Genomic DNA, 17,068 nt, shown 5'->3' with positions numbered 1-17,068 from the left:
GAGCGGACTCCCGAGATTGGGTCTTGTATAGATCGCTCCAACGGTCTGAGATGGCGATCGAACTCGTCTCTGCGAAGGGGCAGACCGTGTCGCGAACATCGACCCTCGCCATGGCCGTGATCCTCGGCTTAGGCACATCCGTCGTGGCCATCCCCGCCCATGTCTCCGCGGCCGCGCTGCCGCCCGGCGACCAGATCGAGCTCTACCAGCTCGACAGCGCGCCGGGCACCGGGCAAGCGCTCAGAGAGAAGGGCTTCGACGTCGTCCAGCAGGAGACCAAGGACGGCAAGGAGCACATCGAGCTGACCGCCGCCCAGGCGGACCTCACCGGACTGAAGAAGCTCGGCTACAAGCCCGAGCCCGTACGCAACCCGCAGGGCGAGACCCAGCTGGAGGCCGCCAAGGCGCAGGCGGCCGGCGGCTACACCGTCTGGAAGTCCTACTCCGAGCCCGGCGGCATCGCCGACCAGCTCAAGGCCATCGCGAACGCCAACAAGGACGTCGTCAAGCTCCAGTCGATCGGCAAGTCCCTGAAGGGCCAGGACATCCTGGCCGCCAAGGTGAGCACGGGAGCCAGGCTGCTGCCCGACGGCCTCAAGCCCGCCACCCTCTACTCCGCCACGCAGCACGCCCGCGAGTGGATCTCCACCGAGATGGACATGCGGCTGCTGAAGTACGTGATCGCGAACAAGGCCCCGCTGAAGGACCTGCTCAACAAGACCGAGCTGTGGTTCGTGCCGGTGGCCAACCCCGACGGCTACGACTTCACCTTCACCGAGGGCAACCGCCTGTGGCGCAAGAACCTGCGTGACGTGAACGGCGACGGGCAGATCACGGTCGGCGACGGCGTGGACCCGAACCGGAACTTCCCCACGAACTTCCACTACGACGAAGAGGGCTCGTCGAGCGTCCCCAGCAGCGACACCTACCGCGGCACGGGCCCGGCCAGCGAGCCGGAGACCAAGGCCATGGACGGCCTGCTCAAGCGCGTCGGGTTCGAGATGCAGCTGAACTACCACTCGTACGGCCCGCTGCTGCTCTACCCGATCGGCGTGCAGATCGCGACGGAGACGGCCGACAACCCGATCTACGAGGCGCTCACCGGTACCGACGAGAAGCCCGCCGTCCCCGGGTTCGACCCCGACCTCGGCGCCGAGCTGTACACCACGAACGGCGACACCAACGACCAGGCGCACCACCAGTACGGGACGTTGTCCTGGACGCCGGAGCTGAACGAGGGCTGCGACGGCTGCGGCTTCGTCTTCCCCGACGACGAGGCCCTGGTACAGGAGGAGTTCGAGAAGAACCTGCCGTTCGCGCTCGACGTCGCCAAGTCCGCGGTCAACCCGGTCGAGCCGGTGAGCCACCTGGGCAACAAGACCGCCGACTTCGTGCTCGACCCGTTCGAGGTCAGCCACGGCAAGGACCAGGTCGTCCAGGTCAACGCCAAGCGCAAGCTCGGCCCGGTGTTCCTGAACTACCAGGTCAACGGCGGGCGTACGAAGACGGCCCTGACGAGCGAGTGGAAGGGCGGTGAGCGCTACGGCAAGGGCTACAACCGCTACTACCACTGGATGCGCGGCAAGATCACCGGCACCGGGCCGGGCGACAAGGTGAAGGTCTGGTTCACCTCGATCGGCAAGAAGAGCGCGGACTTCACCTACACCGTCGCCTCCGACATCGGTGGCAAGGTGCTGGTCCTGGCTGCCGAGGACGTCACCGGCATCAGCCCCGCGCAGGGAGTCACCGAGGCCAAGTACGCCGACGAGTACGCGACGGCGCTGCAGTCTGCCGGATACACCTCGGACGTCTACGACATGGACAAGTTGGGCCGCAAGGCTCCCCACCCGCTCGGCGTGCTCAGCCACTACAAGGCCGTGGTCTGGGAGACCGGCGACGACATCATCCCGAGGTCGGCCGGCCAGGTGCCGGGCACCACGTCGAAGTCCGGCGTGGACACCGAGCTGGCCGTGCGCGACTACCTGAACGAGGGCGGCAAACTGCTGCACGCCGGCAAGTTCCCGTCGTACGCGGCCAACGCCAACGGCGCGTACTACTACGAGCCGGACTACCCCGCGCAGCCCGAGTGCACGGTCGACGACGACCCGCCCTGCATCCCCGTGTTCAACGACTTCCAGCAGTACTGGCTGGGCGCCTACGTCTACTTCGACGACGCGGGCACCGACCACGACACCGGCCTGCCGTTCGCGCTGACGGGCAACGGCGGCAAGTTCGAGGGCTTCAACGCCACGATCGAGCCGAGCCACACCAACGCCTTCGTGGCGACCTCGGCCATCCTGCCCGCGGACCGCTTCCCGCTGTTCGCGAGCTCCGCGCAGGTCAAGTGGGTACGCCCGGGCGGCCCGTTCGACCCGCACACCGGCTCATGGGACGTCTACAGCGGCATCGCCGACGTCTCCTGGAAGCGGCTGACCAAGACCATCGACCTGACCGGCAGGACGAGCGGCGACCTGTCGTTCTGGACCTCGTACGACACCGAGAGCGCCTGGGACTTCCTGACCGTGGAGGCCAGGACGGCGGGCGGCGACGACTGGACCACGCTGCCGGACGCCAACGGGCACACCGCCCAGGACACCGGCGACAGCTGCGACCCGCCCAGCGGCGGCGAGGGCTGGCGGTCGATCCACCCGTTCACCGAGCGTTACCAGGGCCCGAACTGCGAGCCGACCGGCACCTCCGGCTCGTGGCACGCCGCCTCGGGCAACTCCGCCGGCTGGCAGGAGTGGAAGATCGACCTGACCCCGTACGCGGGCAAGCAGGTCGAGCTGTCGATCTCCTACATCAGCGACTGGTCCACCCAGGGCGCGGGCGTCTTCCTCGACGACGCCAAGGTCACGCTGGACGGCGCGACGGCCGAGGAGACCTCGTTCGAGTCCGACCTCGGCGGCTGGACCGTCGGGGCGCCGCCCGAGGGCACCTCCCCGTCGATCAACAACTGGTTCCGCACGGACCAGGTCTTCGAGGAGGGCGGCGGCATCGTCACGAAGGACACCGTCTACCTCGGGTTCGGCGTTGAGAGCGTGACCGACCAGGCCACGCGTACCGATCTCGTCAAGCGGTCCATGGAGCATCTGCTCGGCGATTCCCGCTGAGTCCGGGAAGAGGGGCGCGGCGCGGGCCGCGCCCCTCTTGCATGTGCGGACAGAACATGGTTCGGTCACCTTGAGGCGTACCGTAACCAAGCAAGCATTCGGTCAGCAGGAGGGTCACGACATGCGCCAGCACGACACGCTGTTCATCGGGGGCGAATGGGTGGCCCCAGCGGGCACCGGAACGATCGACGTCGTCTCGCCGCACACCGAGGAGGTCGTCGGCCGGGTGCCTGACGGCACGGCCGAGGATATGGAGCGCGCGGTCGCCGCCGCCCGCCAGGCGTTCGACCACGGGCCCTGGCCGCGCATGACGTTCGCCGAGCGGGCCGAGGTGATCGGCAGGCTGGCCGCGATCTACAACGAGCGGCAGAGCGAGATGGCCGCGCTCATCACGGAGGAGATGGGCTCGCCGATCACCTTCTCCAACCTGGCGCAGGCACCGCAGCCGCTCGGCATGCTGCAGTACTACGCCGAGCTGGGCAAGACGTTCGAGCAGGAAGAGCAGCGGCCCGGCCTGTTCGGCCCGATCACGGTGCGGCGCGAGCCCGTGGGCGTGGTGGCGGCCGTGGTGCCGTGGAACGTGCCCCAGTTCGTCACGATGACGAAGCTGGCGCCCGCGCTGCTGGCCGGCTGCACGGTCGTGCTCAAGCCCGCGCCGGAGACGCCGCTGGACGCGTACCTGCTGGCCGAGTGGGTGGCCGAGGCGGGCGTGCCCGCCGGGGTGCTCAACATCGTGGCCGCGGGCCGCGAGGCCGGCGAGCACCTGATCTCGCACGCAGGCGTGGACAAGGTGGCCTTCACCGGCTCCACCGCGGCCGGCCGGCGCATCGCCGCCATCTGCGGCGAGCAGCTCAAGCGGGTCAGCCTGGAGCTGGGCGGCAAGTCCGCCGCGATCATCCTGGACGACGCCGACCTGGCCGCCAGCATGGGCTTCCTGTCCATGGCCTCCCTCATGAACAACGGCCAGGCGTGCGTGGCGCAGACCCGCATCCTGGCCTCGCGCAACCGCTACGACGAGGTCGTCGAGGCCGTCGCGAACATGGTCACCTCCCAGCCCGTCGGCGACCCGGCCGACCCGGCGACCGGGATCGGCCCGCTCGTGGCCAAGCGGCAGCAGGACCGGGTCGAGGGCTACATCAAGATCGGCATGGACGAGGGCGCCAAGGTCGTCGCCGGCGGCCTCAACCGGCCGTACGACCGCGGCTGGTACGTCTCCCCCACCGTCTTCGCCGGAGTCTCCAACGACATGCGCATCGCCCGCGAGGAGATCTTCGGCCCGGTCCTGGCCGTGATCCCGTACGAGGACGAGGCGGACGCCCTACGCATCGCCAACGACAGCGACTACGGCCTGGCCGGCACCGTGTGGACGGCCGACACCGAGCACGGCATGGAGGTGGCCCGCCAGGTGCGCACCGGCACCTACGGCGTCAACTGCTTCATGCTGGAGTCCAACGCGCCCTTCGGCGGCTACAAGGCCAGCGGCATCGGCCGCGAGCTCGGCCCCGAGGGCCTGAGCGGCTACATGGAATACAAGACGATCGCCCGGCTGGGCTGAGCCGTCCCGCGCAGGGCTCCGCGGGTGCCGCGGGGCCCTGCAGGATGTCACCCAGCGCGCCCCCGCGACGCTAGGTGCACACCCCGCAGTGGACTGCTGGACGCAGACCACGGTGAGCGACTGCCTGACTACTGAAGTATGTCCCACGTCCACCGCATAGGCGGTTTCCTTCCCTGGGGACTTTCTCCCGGCGGTTTCCTTCCATCCGCCCTAGGTAGACGTGTATTACTCACGAAAAGTTTGAAGAGATCCACTTGCCGATCCGGCGGATGAGCTCGGGGGTCGCGGCGGACTCCGCGTGACCGTACCCGGGCTCGATCCAGAGCTCCTTGGGCTCGCGGGCGCCGGCGTACAGCTGGTGCGGGTGATCCAGCGGGAAGAACGCGTCGGCGTCCCCGTGGACGATCAGCAGCGGGGTCGGCGAGAGGAGCGCGGCGGCCTCGTGGGGTGGCATCGGGATCGGGTCCCACCGGCCGCGGGCGATCCTGGTGCGCTTGGCCACCCTGGCCGCCCACCGCCCGACCGGCTGCTCGATGGCCCAGTGGACCTGGCGCATCGGCTTGGTGCCCCGGTAGTACCAGCGGGCCGGGCCGCTCACCGCCACCACCGCGTCCACTCCCCGGCGCAGCCCCGCATGCCGTACGGCCACCGCCGCGCCCATGGAGAAGCCCACCACCGCGATCTTCGAGTAGCCCACCACGCGGGCGTGCCTGACGGCGGCCTCCACGTCGAGGATCTCCAGGTCGCCCACGGTCGTGCGGCCACCGGAGCGGCCGTGGCCGCGCAGGTCGAGCGCGACCACGCCGCCGTAGCCGCTCAGCACGTGCACGATGCGGCGCGCCGCGCGGTCCCGCCACGATCCCGTGAAGCCGTGCGCCACCACGATCCCCAGGTCCGTGTGCGTGGACGGGGTGTGGGCGGCGTCGATGCGGACCCCGTCCTCGGTCCTGAGCATGACGGGGAAATGGGGTGCGAAAGGCATGAATACCAGCTTAAGCACGCCCGGCGCTCACCTTCCGTCGAGGCTCCGCGACTGCACCGGATGGCAACGCAGGGCGCTCAGATCTGCGACGCTCATGACGATGCGTACGCGGGATTCCTCCGCCGCCTCCAGCGCCCGCGGGAGGTCGGAGATCATCACCCGGGCGCCGCTGGCCCGGATCCGGTCTCTGAGCGCGTCCGCGTCGAGGTCGGCGGGCACCGGCCAGGCCACGCCGCCGGCGGCGATCACCGCGTCGGTCGCCACCAGCAGATCCGGCCCGACGGGCAGGCAGATGAGCACGGTGTCGCCCACCCGCACGCCCCTGCGCCGCAACTGGACGATCGCGATGGCGGACCTCTCGTCCAGTTGCTTCTCCGTGAGCTTCTGGCCCGTGCCCGAGTCCACGATGACGATGCGCTCATCCATGGAGCCCACCGTAGGGAGGGCGTCTCGTGCCTACATGGGGCGGAATATGCAGATCCCTATGCAGAAGGGTCCGGCGGGTGCTCGGCGGCCCACACCGCGATCTGCGCGCGCGAGGTGTAGCCCAGTTTCTCCATGATGTTGGCGATATGCCGGGCGACCGTCGCGGGACTGATCACCAGCTCCCCCGCGATGGCCCGGTTCGACAGTCCCCGGGTGAGCAGGTGGGCGATCTCCTGCTCGCGGGCGGTCAGCAGCGAGCGCCTGACGGGCTCGGCGGCCACGGGCGGCCCCGGCGCCGACCGCTCGCCCTCCAGCACGTGGCGGGCGGCGTCGTCGGGGCTCATCGCCCGGCCCCGCGACCACAGCGACGCGGTGCGGCCGTCGCCCAGTTTGACGCGGGCCCGGCCGAGCAGCTCCTCGATCCTGATCGTGGCCGAATGCTGGCCGATCGACTCGCGCAGCGTGGCCGCCGCCGCGGCGGCCAGCACGGCGCCCTCGATGTCGCCTTCGCACTCCGCCAGCACCGACAGACCCACCAGGCAGCGGGCCACACCCTGCCGCTGCCCGGTCTCCCTGCTCAGCGCGAGGCTCGCGGCCAGGCGCTCCTTGGCGGAGCCGAACTCGTGCAGCATCGCCGCGACCCGGCCGATCCTCGCCAGGCAGCGCGCCAGGTCGGCGTCGCTGCCCAGCTCCCGCAGCCAGGGGACGGCCATCTCGTATTGCGCCCTCGCCGTCACCAGGTCGCCGCGGGCCTCGGCCACCGCGCCGAGCTGGGTCGCGGTCCTGGCCATGATCCAGCGGTGGCCGTGCTCGCGCGCCCGCGCAAGCGCCTCCTCGCCATGCCGCTGCGCCTCGCGCAGCCGGCCGCGGGTCAGCGCCACCGCCGAGAGCCCGGCCAGCCCCGCCGCCTGGTTCCACGTGTCGCCGGAGCGCGTGGCGACGGCCAGGCCCTCCTCCGCGTGGTGCAGCGCCTCGTCGGCCCGGCCCATGCGCAGCAGCACCACGGCGATGAGGCTGTGCATGACGCAGTAGGGGAACGCGTTGGCCGGCGACATCCCCGCCAGGCCCTGCTCGGCCACCTCCAGCGAGCGGCTCAGCTCGTCCCTGGCCTCCAGGCCGTAGGCGAGGTAGCCCTTGGCGTGCGCGATGTGCTCGTCGGACACGCGGGACAGGTCGAGCGAGAGCAGCCGCTCTGTCCAGCCGACGATCTCCGTCAGGTTGCCGCCGATCGGCAGCAGCCCCGTGCTGGTCGTGCAGAGCCGCAGGCCCAGCGGCACGTTGCCGGACTCGGCCGCCCAATCGAGCGCCACCCGCTGGTCGTCGAGCAGGCTCTTGCTCGCGGTCAGGGCCCGCAACCGCGCCGGCCACGGTACACCGGGCTCCACCATCTCGGTCGTGAAGTGCCGCTCCTGCAGCTCGCAGAGCACGTTGAGGTGCCGCTCGCGCAGGACGTCGCGCTCGCCCGCCTGCTGGAGTCGCTCGACCGCGTAGCGCTTGATGGTCTCCAGCATCCAGTAGCGCGTGCGGCTCTCGTCGCACAGCACGAGGGACTTGTCGACCAGGCCGCCGAGCAGGTCCACGATCTCCGGCCGCGAGATGGGCCGCTCGGCGCAGACCTGCTCGGCGAGGTCGAGGGCGAAGTCGCCGGCGAACACCGACAGCCGGCGCAGCAGCACCTGCTCCTTGGCCGACAGCAGGTCGTAGCTCCACTCGACGGCCGCGAGCAGCGTGCGCTGCCGGGCCGGAGCGGTCCGGCCGCCCGTGGTGAGCAGCGAGAAGCGGTCGTCTATGCGGTCGGCGATCTGGCCGGGGCTGAGCAGGCTCGTACGGGCCGCGGCCAGCTCCAGGGCCAGCGGTAGCCCGTCGAGCGCCCGGCACAGGCGTACGACGTCTGGAAGGCTGCCGGGACCCAGCCTGGTGCCCGCGGCCGCCGCCCGGTCCATGAAGAGCTGCACGGACTCGGCGTCGGCGCTCTCCGCGCCGGGCAGGTCGAGCGGCGGCACCCGCCAGATCAGCTCGCTCGCGATGCGCAGCGGCTCCCTGCTGGTGGCCAGGATGCTCAGGCGCGGACAGGAGGCCACCAGCGCGGCCGCCACCTCGGCGCAGGCGTCGACCACGTGCTCGCAGTTGTCCAGCAGCAGCAGGCAGAGCATGTCGCGCAGCCTGGCCGTCACGGTGTCGAGCAGCGACCGGTTGGTCTCCTCCCGCACGTGCAGCACGTCGGCGATCTCCGGCACGACCAGCTCGGCCCGGCTGAGCCTGGCCAGCTCGACCAGCCAGACCCCGTCGGGGTAGGCCGGCACAAGGCCCGCGGCGACCCGCAGGGCCAGCCGGGTCTTGCCGATGCCGCCGACCCCGCACAGGGTCACCACGCGGGTCTCGCCGAACAGCCCGCGAAGGTCGTCGAGATCGCGCTCGTGACCCACGAACCGGTTGGGCTCGGCCGGAAGGTTATGCCGCGGGGGCTCTGGCATGTGGTCACCCTGCGTCGCTGAAGGATCACACTCCCCCACAGTGTCGCACTTCTTCACCGGCGAGAAACCTGCTCATCGGGCTGTCGTGCCGGAGAGGGTTTCTCCCGGATCACAGCCCGAGCGAGCTCACGATCGCCCTTTCGTCGACGACGCGCAGGATCGGATCGCCGAGCAATCTCCTGGCCAGGTCATACGGCGCGACCACCATGGTGGCCCGGCGCTCCTGGGCCAGCACGCGGCAGCCGACCAGGCTCGGCTCGTGGGCGACCACGACGTGGGCGCCGGACATCATCGCCAGATCGACCACCCGCAGCCCACGGAACGGCTCGCTGACCGCGCTGATCACGACGTCGTCCTTGCCGATCACCAGCCGCGCGGCCAGCCTGCGCAGGTCTCCGCTCAGCTCGTCGTGGTCGAACAAGCGCAGGCGGTCGAGCGTGAGCGCCGGCCCCGCCAGCGGGCCGAACTCGACGACGCCGTTGAGCACCAGATCCCCGAACGGCCTGGCCCCCGGCACCGGCTGGAACGAGAAGACCTGCTCGACCTTCACCGCGGCAGGATCGTAGCCGCGCTGCGTGATCATCATGCGGGCCTCGCCGGTGGCGTCGAGCACCGCTATCCCGCCCGCCCAGGCGACGGAGTGGACCGCGACGGGCAGCGTGGCGCCGAGCGGGACGTTGACGATCACATGGTCGCCGTACTGCAGGCCGTGGCGGCGCAGCCCCGCGGCGGCCCGCATGACCCGTCTCACGAACGCGGAGTACGACAACACCTCACCGGTCCTGACGTCGCTCACCGCCGGCTGGTCGCCTTTCGTCGGTGCCGCCTCCATAACCAGCTCTGTCCAGGTCATGCCGTCAATCTAGGGACCACGTCCGGGCTTGCCATGCGCACAATTGTGCAACCCGTTATGTAGGTGGGGACTCCGTCCCCAACCTGCGGCGGACCGCTGGACGCAGCCCGACCATGAGCCGGCGGCCCGCCTACGCTTGCTCCATGCGGGACGACTCCCTCGGGCGCATCCTCGACGCCGCCTACGCGACCGAGCCGGAGACGATCCCGCTCGTCAACGATGAGGACGCCCGCGATTACGCTCGCCGTCACCTCGCCCCGCTCCTGCCATCAGGGGGGATCAACTAGACTTAAGTAGTCGCGACTTCGCGCGGCGGCCCCCACGACACAGAGCGAGACGTCATCATGCCTTTGAACAGCCGCGACGACCTGCGGAACATCGCGATCATCGCGCACGTCGACCATGGCAAGACCACGCTGGTCGACGCCATGCTCTGGCAGTCCGGGGCCTTCCGCGCCAACCAGGACGTCGACGACCGCGTCATGGACTCCAACGACCTCGAGCGCGAGAAGGGCATCACCATTCTCGCCAAGAACACCGCGGTCAAGCACGGCGGCATGACCCTCAACATCATCGATACCCCCGGCCACGCCGACTTCGGCGGCGAGGTCGAGCGCGGCCTGTCGATGGTCGACGGCGTGGTGCTGCTGGTGGACGCCTCGGAGGGCCCGCTGCCGCAGACCCGGTTCGTGCTGCGTAAGGCCTTCGCCGCCAAGATGCCCGTCATCCTGTGCATCAACAAGGTCGACCGCCCCGACGCCCGCATCAAGGAGGTCGTGGACGAGGTCTATGAGCTGTTCATGGATCTCGACGCCACCGAGGAGCAGATCGACTTCCCGATCGTCTACGCCTCGGCCAAGGCGGGCCGGGCCTCGCTGAACCGTCCAGAAGACGGCGGCATGCCCGACTCCGAGGATCTCGAGCCGCTGTTCGACATCATCAAGTCGACCATCCCGGCGCCGACGTACGACCCGAGCGCGCCGCTGCAGGCCCACGTGACCAACCTCGACGCCTCCTCCTACCTCGGCCGCATCGCGCTGTGCCGGATCCACCAGGGCGTCATACGCAAGGGCCAGCAGGTGGCCTGGTGCCGCACCGACGGCACGATCCAGCGCGTCAAGATCACCGAGCTGCTCATGACCGAGGCCCTGGAGCGCAAGCCGGCCGAGGAGGCCGGCCCCGGCGACATCATCGCCATCGCGGGCATCCCCGAGATCATGATCGGCGAGACGCTGGCCGATCCCGAGGACCCGCGCCCGCTGCCGCTGATCACCGTGGACGAGCCGGCCATCTCGATGACGATCGGCACCAACACCTCGCCGCTGGTGGGCAGGGCCAAGGGCACCAAGGTCACCGCCCGCATGGTCAAGGACCGCCTCGAGAAGGAGCTCGTCGGCAACGTGTCGCTGCGCGTGCTGCCGACCGAGCGGCCCGACGCCTGGGAGGTGCAGGGCCGCGGCGAGCTGGCGCTGGCCATCCTCGTCGAGCAGATGCGCCGCGAGGGCTACGAGCTGACCGTCGGCAAGCCGCAGGTGGTCACCAAGATCATCGACGGCAAGGTGCACGAGCCCGTCGAGCGGCTCACGGTCGACTGCCCCGAGGAATACCTCGGCGCGATCACCCAGCTGCTGGCCGTGCGCAAGGGCCGCATGGAGCACATGACGAACCACGGCACCGGCTGGATCCGGATGGAGTTCGTGGTGCCGGCGCGCGGCCTGATCGGCTTCCGTACCGAGTTCCTGACCGAGACGCGCGGCACCGGCCTGGTGCACCACGTGTTCGACTCGTACGAGCCGTGGTTCGGCGAGCTGCGCACCCGCAACAACGGCTCCCTGGTGGCCGACAGGTCCGGCCCCGTGACCGCGTTCGCCATGCTCAACCTGCAGGAGCGCGGCACTCTGTTCGTCGCGCCGACGACCGAGGTCTACGAAGGCATGATCGTCGGTGAGAACTCGCGGTCCGACGACATGGACGTGAACATCACCAAGGAGAAGAAGCTCACCAACATGCGCTCCTCCACCAGCGAGGAGACCGAGAAGGTGATCCCGCCGCGCAACCTCTCGCTGGAGCAGGCGCTGGAGTTCATCCGCGAGGACGAGTGCGTGGAGATCACTCCGGACTTCGTACGCATCCGCAAGGTCGTGCTCGACGCCTCCACCCGCGGCCGCGCCGCCGCCCGCGCCAAGCGCGCGTGATCTGAGGATTCACACCGGCCGCGCTTTGCCCGTCTTTTTATCCCGGCAAAGCGCGGCTTAAGTGTTAGTGCCGTTAGTAAGCGCTGCCATTCGCCCGGGCGCTACCACGTGCGATGGACGGGCGCTCCCGTGCCGGTCCGTAAAGAAAAGTTGTTATGGGAGCAGCTGTAATCACACCGTTATCGCACGAGATAGAACATTCGGGCATGCGCGTGAATCATCCAAATTGTGGGAAAGCTCCGGATGGCAATCGCGTTCGGGCTGGCGCTGGTGTCGTTGGGGGCGATCGTTTGGTGCACCGTTGCTGCCAGACCGGTAGCGGGGCCTGCGCCGCCTAAGAGCACCGCAGGGCCCAACCCGTGGGTGGCCGCCGCCGCCCGCGCCGACCCGCTCGTGGGATGGGCCCGCAGGGCCACGACCGAGGTCCTGCTCACCAAGGCGTCCGAGAACGACCTCGAACCGGTGCCTGAAGGGCGAATCGACCCCCGGCACCGCCAAGTCAAGATCACCGTCGCCCATCGGCTCCAGATGGACCGCAAGGACCCGCTCATCGAGGCGTTACGCCAGGGTGGCGGGTTCCCCGGCACGCTCCAGCAGGTCACCGATGCCGCGTTCGGCGCGATCAAGGTGGACGGTCCCGGGCTGGCGCCCACGAGGCGGCTGGCGCCGATCCTCACTTCCGACTCCCGGCGCACCACGGCCACCTTCACGGTGACGCTGCTGCGGCAGCTCGAGACGGAGCAGCTACTCAAGATCGACTTCGCCGCGCCCAACGCCTTCCCGCTGATCGTCACCTCGCGGTCCATCGCCGTGCTGCCCGGCGAGTGGACCGTGCTGCGGCAGGAGGGGATCACGCCGGAGCGGGAGCAGGAGGAGCGGCTGGAGTTCGCCATCGGGGCCTACCCGGTGAGCATGACGCTGGCGCCGGACTCCTTCGGGTTTCCCGACGTGGTCGTGGAGGACGACTTCTCGTGGGCCACCGCGCTCGGCGTGCTCACCGCGGTCGCGCTGGTCGCCTTCCTGCTGCGCTCGCTCGGCCGCGGGTGGTGGTCATGGCTGCCCAACAGGGAGCTGGTCGTCGGGCTCGCGCTGGCCGCGCCCACGCTGCTGATCCCGCTGTTCGCGAAGGACTGGTCGGCGGTCGCGTACGTGATCCTCTTCGTCGCCGTGCCCGCGCTCGTGCTGCGGCACGCCGGGCGGGTGCTGCCCACCAGCCCGCCGTGGGACACCCGCGACCTGCTCGTCGTGACCGGGCTCGGCGTGGTCGTCGGGCTCGGGATGCTCGTCTGGTCGTGGCTGCACGGGCAGCTGTCCGGCCAGGCCCTGCTCGCCGGCGGGGCGGTGGCCGCCCTCACCGCGGCCGGGTCGGCGATCGCGTTCAGCGTGGACCTCGGGGTCCGGCCGGTGATCGTACGGATGGCCGTGCTGTCCGCCGAGGCCGCGATCGGGCTGCTGGCGCTGGCGCTGTGGCTGCGGGCGCTGCTGGCCGGGGTGTACCCGCCCGACAGCACCCGGCTGGTGCTGGCACTGGGCTGGGCGATGATCCCGATCGCGGCTCTGGCGGTGGCGACCAAGCAGTGGAGCCGCGGCGCGGTCGTGGGCGCCGTGTTCATCAGCCTGCTGGTGCAGGGCTGGCCGACCGAGTGGCTGGACGCCGGGTCGTGGAGCCTGGCCGTGCCGCAGCCGGTGCCCACGATCGGCAGCCTGCCCCTCGACCCGATCGTCCGCGGGGTGCTCGGGCTGCTCCTGCTCGGCTTCGTGATGCTGGTGCTCCGGCTGCGACGGCTCGGCGGTCAACTGTCCGCGATCGACAACCCGGTCGCCGAGTCCACGATGATCGCCGTCCTGATGGTGCTCTACATCACGCCGAGCGGCAGCACGACGCTGGCCGACATCGACGTACCGCTGCCGCTGCTGGCGATCACCTCGATCGTCGCCTGGGCGACCGCCCGCTGGCTGCTCACCGGGCCGCACGTGGCGATCGTCGAGCCCGTCACGCAGGAGCAACACCGGCAGTTGGTCAGGGCGGCCATCCACAAGCGCCTGCTGCTGGTGGCCGAACAGGAGCTCTACCGCATCGGGCGGAGCAGGCTCGGCGCGGGAGACATGTCGATGGCCGACTTCGACCAGCGGCGGACCTCCCTGGAGGGGGCGCTGCGCCAGCACGGGCGGCATCCGGAGACCGCGTTCGCCACGGCCGCGGCCTGCACGCCCTGGCACAACGGCGTGCACGCCTTCACCCTCAGCCTGCTGCTGAGCCTGCCCTTCACCATCGTGTACGGGCTGCCGGAAGGCGTGGACCTGACCACTTTCGTCTTCGACGGGCGCTACCTGATCACGCTGCCCGCCTTCGGCTTCCTGTTCGGCTACTTCTACCCGCGCATCCGCGGCACCCAGCCGATGACCAAGGCGCTCCACCTCACGGCCGCGGCCCTGCTGACCGAGCTGTCCGGGTACCTCTCGACGCTCGTGGAGCCGGACATCGGGGCGCCGGACAAGGCGCAGGTGGTGGGAATCGTGGTGGGGCAGGTGATGATGGTGTGCATCGGGCTCGGGTTGTTCTGGGAGTGGCGCATCATGCACCTGGCCGACGAGCCGTGGGCGCGGGTGCGCAACCTGCGCAGCGTCCGCAGCCTGGCGGCGCCGACGCTGGCCCTCGTCCTGGCGGCGGGCACCACGGCGGCGACGTCGGCGGCGGGGCAGACGGTCGACCGCATCCTCAAGGGCGACCAGGTGACCAGCGCACCCCGCTGACCACGGCCGCCTCCGGCACGCGACCCGCCGCCCGGTGAGCCGGCGCAGGGTGCGGCGGTCGAGCCACCGTAAGCGGGCGGCACGACCGCGGCCCGGTCACCTGGGTGGCAGTTCGCTGCCTCGGACGTGGGAGCAGAGCCATTCGACCAGGGGGCCGTAGGCGCGCCAGGTGCGTTCGACGCGCGCGCGTGCCTCCGTCGTGTGCACCCACGGCTCGGGCTCGAAGCGCATGCCCGCGTAGAGCGACTTGTGCCGCAGCAGCTCGATGCGTGGGTGGCCCTCGGTGAACCCGCGCGGCTTGGTCTTCAACCGCTCCCCCTCGATCGCGTAGCCCGCCGCCACCAGCGAGTCGATGATCGCCGACAGCGGCTTGCCCGTCAGGTCCTCGTCCACCGCCGCCCGATAGCGGGCGACCTGGTCGGACGCCTGCGTGTAGCAGCCGCCCGCCGTGAACAGACCCGACGCGCTGATCTCGACGTAGAGCCCGATCCCGGGCATCAGGTCCACGAACGCGCCCTGGTGGGTCTTGTACGGCGACTTGTCCTTGGCGAAGCGCACGTCACGATAGGGCCGGAAGAGCTGCGCCGGCCCGAACTCGGCGGCCAGCTCGTCGGTGAGCGCGAGCATGGGCGCCCGCACGGCCTCCTCGTAGAGCTGCTTGTGCCGGGTGAAGTATGTCTTCGAGTTGTCCGCCTCGAGACCCTCGTAGAAGAGGAACGCCTCGTCGGGGAAACCGGTGAAACCCATGCCGTAAGGGTGCCACGTGCCACCGACATCCCGGGTCACCGCTCGGTGTACATCATCCCCGGCTCGGGCGTCCTGCCGTACAGCTCCGAGACCGTGACGAACGTGTAGCCCTTCCTGCTGAGCGTGTCGAGCAACGCCGGCACGGCGTCCACGGTGCTGGGGTGGATGTCGTGCAGCAGGACGATCGACCCCGGCTTGGCCTCGCCCGCCCGCTTGGCCACGGTCGTGGAGACCCGGTCGCGCCAGTCGAGGGTGTCGACGTTCCACAGGATCTGCGCCAGCCCCTCGCGGCGGGTCTCCTCGGCGACGTCGTCGTCGGTGGATCCGTACGGCGGCCGCATCACCCGCATCCGGACCCCGGTCAGCCGCTCCACGATGTCGTCGGTGTCCTGGAGCTCCTTCCTGACCGCCTCCAGCGGCAGCTCGGCCAGCGGAGGATGGCTCCAGGAGTGGTTGCCGAGCTCGTGACCGTCGTCCACCATGCGGCGGACGGTACGGCCGCCCTGGTCGGCGGCCACCATCTGCCCGATGACGAAGAACGTGGCCCTGACGTCACGCCGCTTGAGCAGGTCGAGCAGTCGGCCCGTGGGCTCGCCCGGCCCGTCGTCGAAGGTCAGTGCCACGCACTTGATCCGCGAGCAGTCGAACCTGCGGCTGCGCGGCCAGCCGGGCTGCATCGACGCCAGCCGTCTGGCCACCAGGACCGGATCGATCGGTACCGGCCTGGGTAGGACGACCACCGGCGGCTTGGCCTGCCGGCGGTGCGCCACCGACTCGGTGACGCAGGCCACCAGGGCGAGCAGGGCCAGCGGCAAGGCCCACACGCGCATGCTTCCCCCCGAAACGCCGCATGCGGGGGCCTACGGATAGTCCTGGGCCGGTTTCCCCCGCAGTTCCCTGGCCAGGTCGTCCCACCAGAGTGGGATATCCGCCTGCAGTTCCTTGTAGCGGCGCGCCACGCGTATGGCACATCCGACCGGATCCGTACCCAGATGCCGACGTTTCACCGGTCCTTCCTGCCAGCGGTAAAAACCATCCCTGTAGCGAACGACCAGACCGATCCACACCGAGATGGTCGCGTCGTCGCCCACCTCGTACGAGTTGGTGACGCCCAGACCATGGAGCTCCGCCTGGAGCTTCTCCGTCGCCGCTCGGGCCTCACTCACACGCCACCCCCTGCCGACGTTCCGCCGTACACCAGGGATGTACCCAACAATGGGCATCCGCCGTCCAAGACATGGAGTAATCGTCAACCATCAACTCGTGCCCCTCTGCGGCAACCGCCGGTGCCGCCTGTCCCGCAATGTGCGGACGTGCCCACTCCAACCGATGATCCCGAACGTCAGTGGTCGGGGGCCTCGCGGGGTTCGGCGACCACCATCACCAGCCTGAGCGGCTCCTTGCCCAGGTTCGCATAGCGATGGGGCCGGTCGGCGGTGAAGAGCACAGCGTCGTCCTTGCCGATCACATGGCTCTTGCCGTAGACCGTGAGGGTCAGCTCGCCGTCCAGCACGGTCAGCATCTCGCGGGTGCCGGGCGGGTGGGCGTCGCCGTCGTGGTGCTCGCCCGGCGCCAGGCGCCAGTCCCAGAGCTCCAGGATCATCGGCGTGTCCGCGCCGACGAGCAGCCGCGCCTGCACGTCGCCCTGGTGGAACGTGACCACGTCGGCTTTGTCCACGATGCGCACCATGGGGACGTCGGCCACCTCGACCAGCCGGGCCACGGTGACGCCCAGGGCCGAGGCGATCCTGGTGAGGGTGGAGACGCTCGGGTTCGTACGCCCCTGCTCCACCTGCACGAGCATCCCGCGGCTGACACCAGACCTGGCGGCCAGCTGGTCCAGCGTCAGCGCGCGATGCGAGCGCTGGAAGCGGACGTTGTTGGCGATGGCCTGGTTGATCAGCTCTGGGTCCTCCATGGAAGTTCAGTCTAGTGAAACTGATTTGCACTATGTTGCACTCACTGTGTT

The 17,068-nt window shown here is 69.9% G+C and carries 13 protein-coding genes; 5 read left to right on the top strand and 8 right to left on the bottom strand.

Annotated features, from left to right (window positions below; genetic code table 11):
• Positions 1-86: 86 nt before the first annotated feature.
• Positions 87-3,113, top strand: coding sequence for a M14 family metallopeptidase (locus EJK15_RS00715; protein WP_240776679.1), 3,027 nt, complete (start codon positions 87-89; stop codon positions 3,111-3,113).
• 121 nt (positions 3,114-3,234) lie between these two features.
• On the top strand, positions 3,235-4,668 hold the full coding sequence (locus tag EJK15_RS00710; protein WP_138708355.1) for an aldehyde dehydrogenase: 1,434 nt from the start codon (positions 3,235-3,237) through the stop codon (positions 4,666-4,668).
• 229 nt (positions 4,669-4,897) lie between these two features.
• Here EJK15_RS00710 and EJK15_RS00705 read toward each other — a convergent pair whose 3' ends face one another.
• From EJK15_RS00705 to EJK15_RS00690, 4 genes are all read right to left on the bottom strand, one after another.
• Positions 4,898-5,650 (bottom strand): alpha/beta hydrolase, encoded by a 753-nt coding sequence (locus EJK15_RS00705; protein ID WP_240776677.1) that lies wholly within the window; start codon positions 5,648-5,650, stop codon positions 4,898-4,900.
• Between the two features lie 27 nt (positions 5,651-5,677).
• On the bottom strand, positions 5,678-6,076 hold the full coding sequence (locus tag EJK15_RS00700; RefSeq protein ID WP_138708354.1) for an AMP-binding protein: 399 nt from the start codon (positions 6,074-6,076) through the stop codon (positions 5,678-5,680).
• A gap of 56 nt (positions 6,077-6,132) precedes the next feature.
• Positions 6,133-8,550 (bottom strand): tetratricopeptide repeat protein, encoded by a 2,418-nt coding sequence (locus tag EJK15_RS00695; RefSeq protein WP_138708353.1) that lies wholly within the window; start codon positions 8,548-8,550, stop codon positions 6,133-6,135.
• A 109-nt stretch (positions 8,551-8,659) separates the two neighbouring features.
• The gene (locus EJK15_RS00690; protein WP_138708352.1) at positions 8,660-9,403 is read right to left on the bottom strand and encodes an AMP-binding protein; all 744 of its coding nucleotides are present in this window, start codon (positions 9,401-9,403) and stop codon (positions 8,660-8,662) included.
• Between the two features lie 143 nt (positions 9,404-9,546).
• Between EJK15_RS00690 and EJK15_RS69990 the strand changes: the two genes are divergently transcribed.
• From EJK15_RS69990 to EJK15_RS00680, 3 genes are all read left to right on the top strand, one after another.
• Positions 9,547-9,690, top strand: a complete 144-nt coding sequence (locus tag EJK15_RS69990; RefSeq protein WP_171074026.1) for a hypothetical protein — start codon at positions 9,547-9,549, stop codon at positions 9,688-9,690.
• Between the two features lie 57 nt (positions 9,691-9,747).
• A complete protein-coding gene (typA, locus tag EJK15_RS00685) occupies positions 9,748-11,598 on the top strand; it encodes a translational GTPase TypA (RefSeq protein WP_138708351.1) in 1,851 nt (616 codons plus the stop codon).
• A gap of 243 nt (positions 11,599-11,841) precedes the next feature.
• Positions 11,842-14,352, top strand: a complete 2,511-nt coding sequence (locus EJK15_RS00680) for a hypothetical protein (protein WP_138708350.1) — start codon at positions 11,842-11,844, stop codon at positions 14,350-14,352.
• Between the two features lie 96 nt (positions 14,353-14,448).
• Here EJK15_RS00680 and EJK15_RS00675 read toward each other — a convergent pair whose 3' ends face one another.
• From EJK15_RS00675 to EJK15_RS00660, 4 genes are all read right to left on the bottom strand, one after another.
• Positions 14,449-15,099 (bottom strand): DUF2461 domain-containing protein, encoded by a 651-nt coding sequence (locus EJK15_RS00675; RefSeq protein ID WP_138708349.1) that lies wholly within the window; start codon positions 15,097-15,099, stop codon positions 14,449-14,451.
• A 35-nt stretch (positions 15,100-15,134) separates the two neighbouring features.
• Positions 15,135-15,929 (bottom strand): polysaccharide deacetylase family protein, encoded by a 795-nt coding sequence (locus tag EJK15_RS00670; protein ID WP_171074025.1) that lies wholly within the window; start codon positions 15,927-15,929, stop codon positions 15,135-15,137.
• A gap of 30 nt (positions 15,930-15,959) precedes the next feature.
• Entirely contained in the window at positions 15,960-16,265 is a 306-nt protein-coding gene (locus EJK15_RS00665; RefSeq protein ID WP_138708348.1) for a hypothetical protein, read from the bottom strand.
• A gap of 176 nt (positions 16,266-16,441) precedes the next feature.
• The gene (locus tag EJK15_RS00660; RefSeq protein WP_138708347.1) at positions 16,442-17,017 is read right to left on the bottom strand and encodes a helix-turn-helix domain-containing protein; all 576 of its coding nucleotides are present in this window, start codon (positions 17,015-17,017) and stop codon (positions 16,442-16,444) included.
• Between the last annotated feature and the right edge of the window lie 51 nt (positions 17,018-17,068).

Source organism: Nonomuraea basaltis, assembly GCF_005893125.1.
In the GTDB taxonomy this organism is placed as follows: Bacteria; Actinomycetota; Actinomycetes; order Streptosporangiales; family Streptosporangiaceae; genus Nonomuraea; species Nonomuraea basaltis.
This window is presented reverse-complemented; position numbering and strand designations above follow the sequence as displayed.

What these genes read in the sequence shown, in the direction of transcription:
- EJK15_RS69990 (WP_171074026.1), top strand. Translation starts at nt 9,547, where the DNA reads ATGCGGGACGACTCCCTCGGGCGCATCCTCGACGCCGCCTACGCGACC.
- EJK15_RS00695 (WP_138708353.1), bottom strand. Translation starts at nt 8,550, where the DNA reads ATGCCAGAGCCCCCGCGGCATAACCTTCCGGCCGAGCCCAACCGGTTC.
- EJK15_RS00680 (WP_138708350.1), top strand. Translation starts at nt 11,842, where the DNA reads ATGGCAATCGCGTTCGGGCTGGCGCTGGTGTCGTTGGGGGCGATCGTT.
- EJK15_RS00705 (WP_240776677.1), bottom strand. Translation starts at nt 5,650, where the DNA reads ATGCCTTTCGCACCCCATTTCCCCGTCATGCTCAGGACCGAGGACGGG.
- EJK15_RS00670 (WP_171074025.1), bottom strand. Translation starts at nt 15,929, where the DNA reads ATGCGCGTGTGGGCCTTGCCGCTGGCCCTGCTCGCCCTGGTGGCCTGC.
- EJK15_RS00660 (WP_138708347.1), bottom strand. Translation starts at nt 17,017, where the DNA reads ATGGAGGACCCAGAGCTGATCAACCAGGCCATCGCCAACAACGTCCGC.
- typA (WP_138708351.1), top strand. Translation starts at nt 9,748, where the DNA reads ATGCCTTTGAACAGCCGCGACGACCTGCGGAACATCGCGATCATCGCG.
- EJK15_RS00690 (WP_138708352.1), bottom strand. Translation starts at nt 9,403, where the DNA reads ATGACCTGGACAGAGCTGGTTATGGAGGCGGCACCGACGAAAGGCGAC.
- EJK15_RS00710 (WP_138708355.1), top strand. Translation starts at nt 3,235, where the DNA reads ATGCGCCAGCACGACACGCTGTTCATCGGGGGCGAATGGGTGGCCCCA.
- EJK15_RS00675 (WP_138708349.1), bottom strand. Translation starts at nt 15,099, where the DNA reads ATGGGTTTCACCGGTTTCCCCGACGAGGCGTTCCTCTTCTACGAGGGT.
- EJK15_RS00700 (WP_138708354.1), bottom strand. Translation starts at nt 6,076, where the DNA reads ATGGATGAGCGCATCGTCATCGTGGACTCGGGCACGGGCCAGAAGCTC.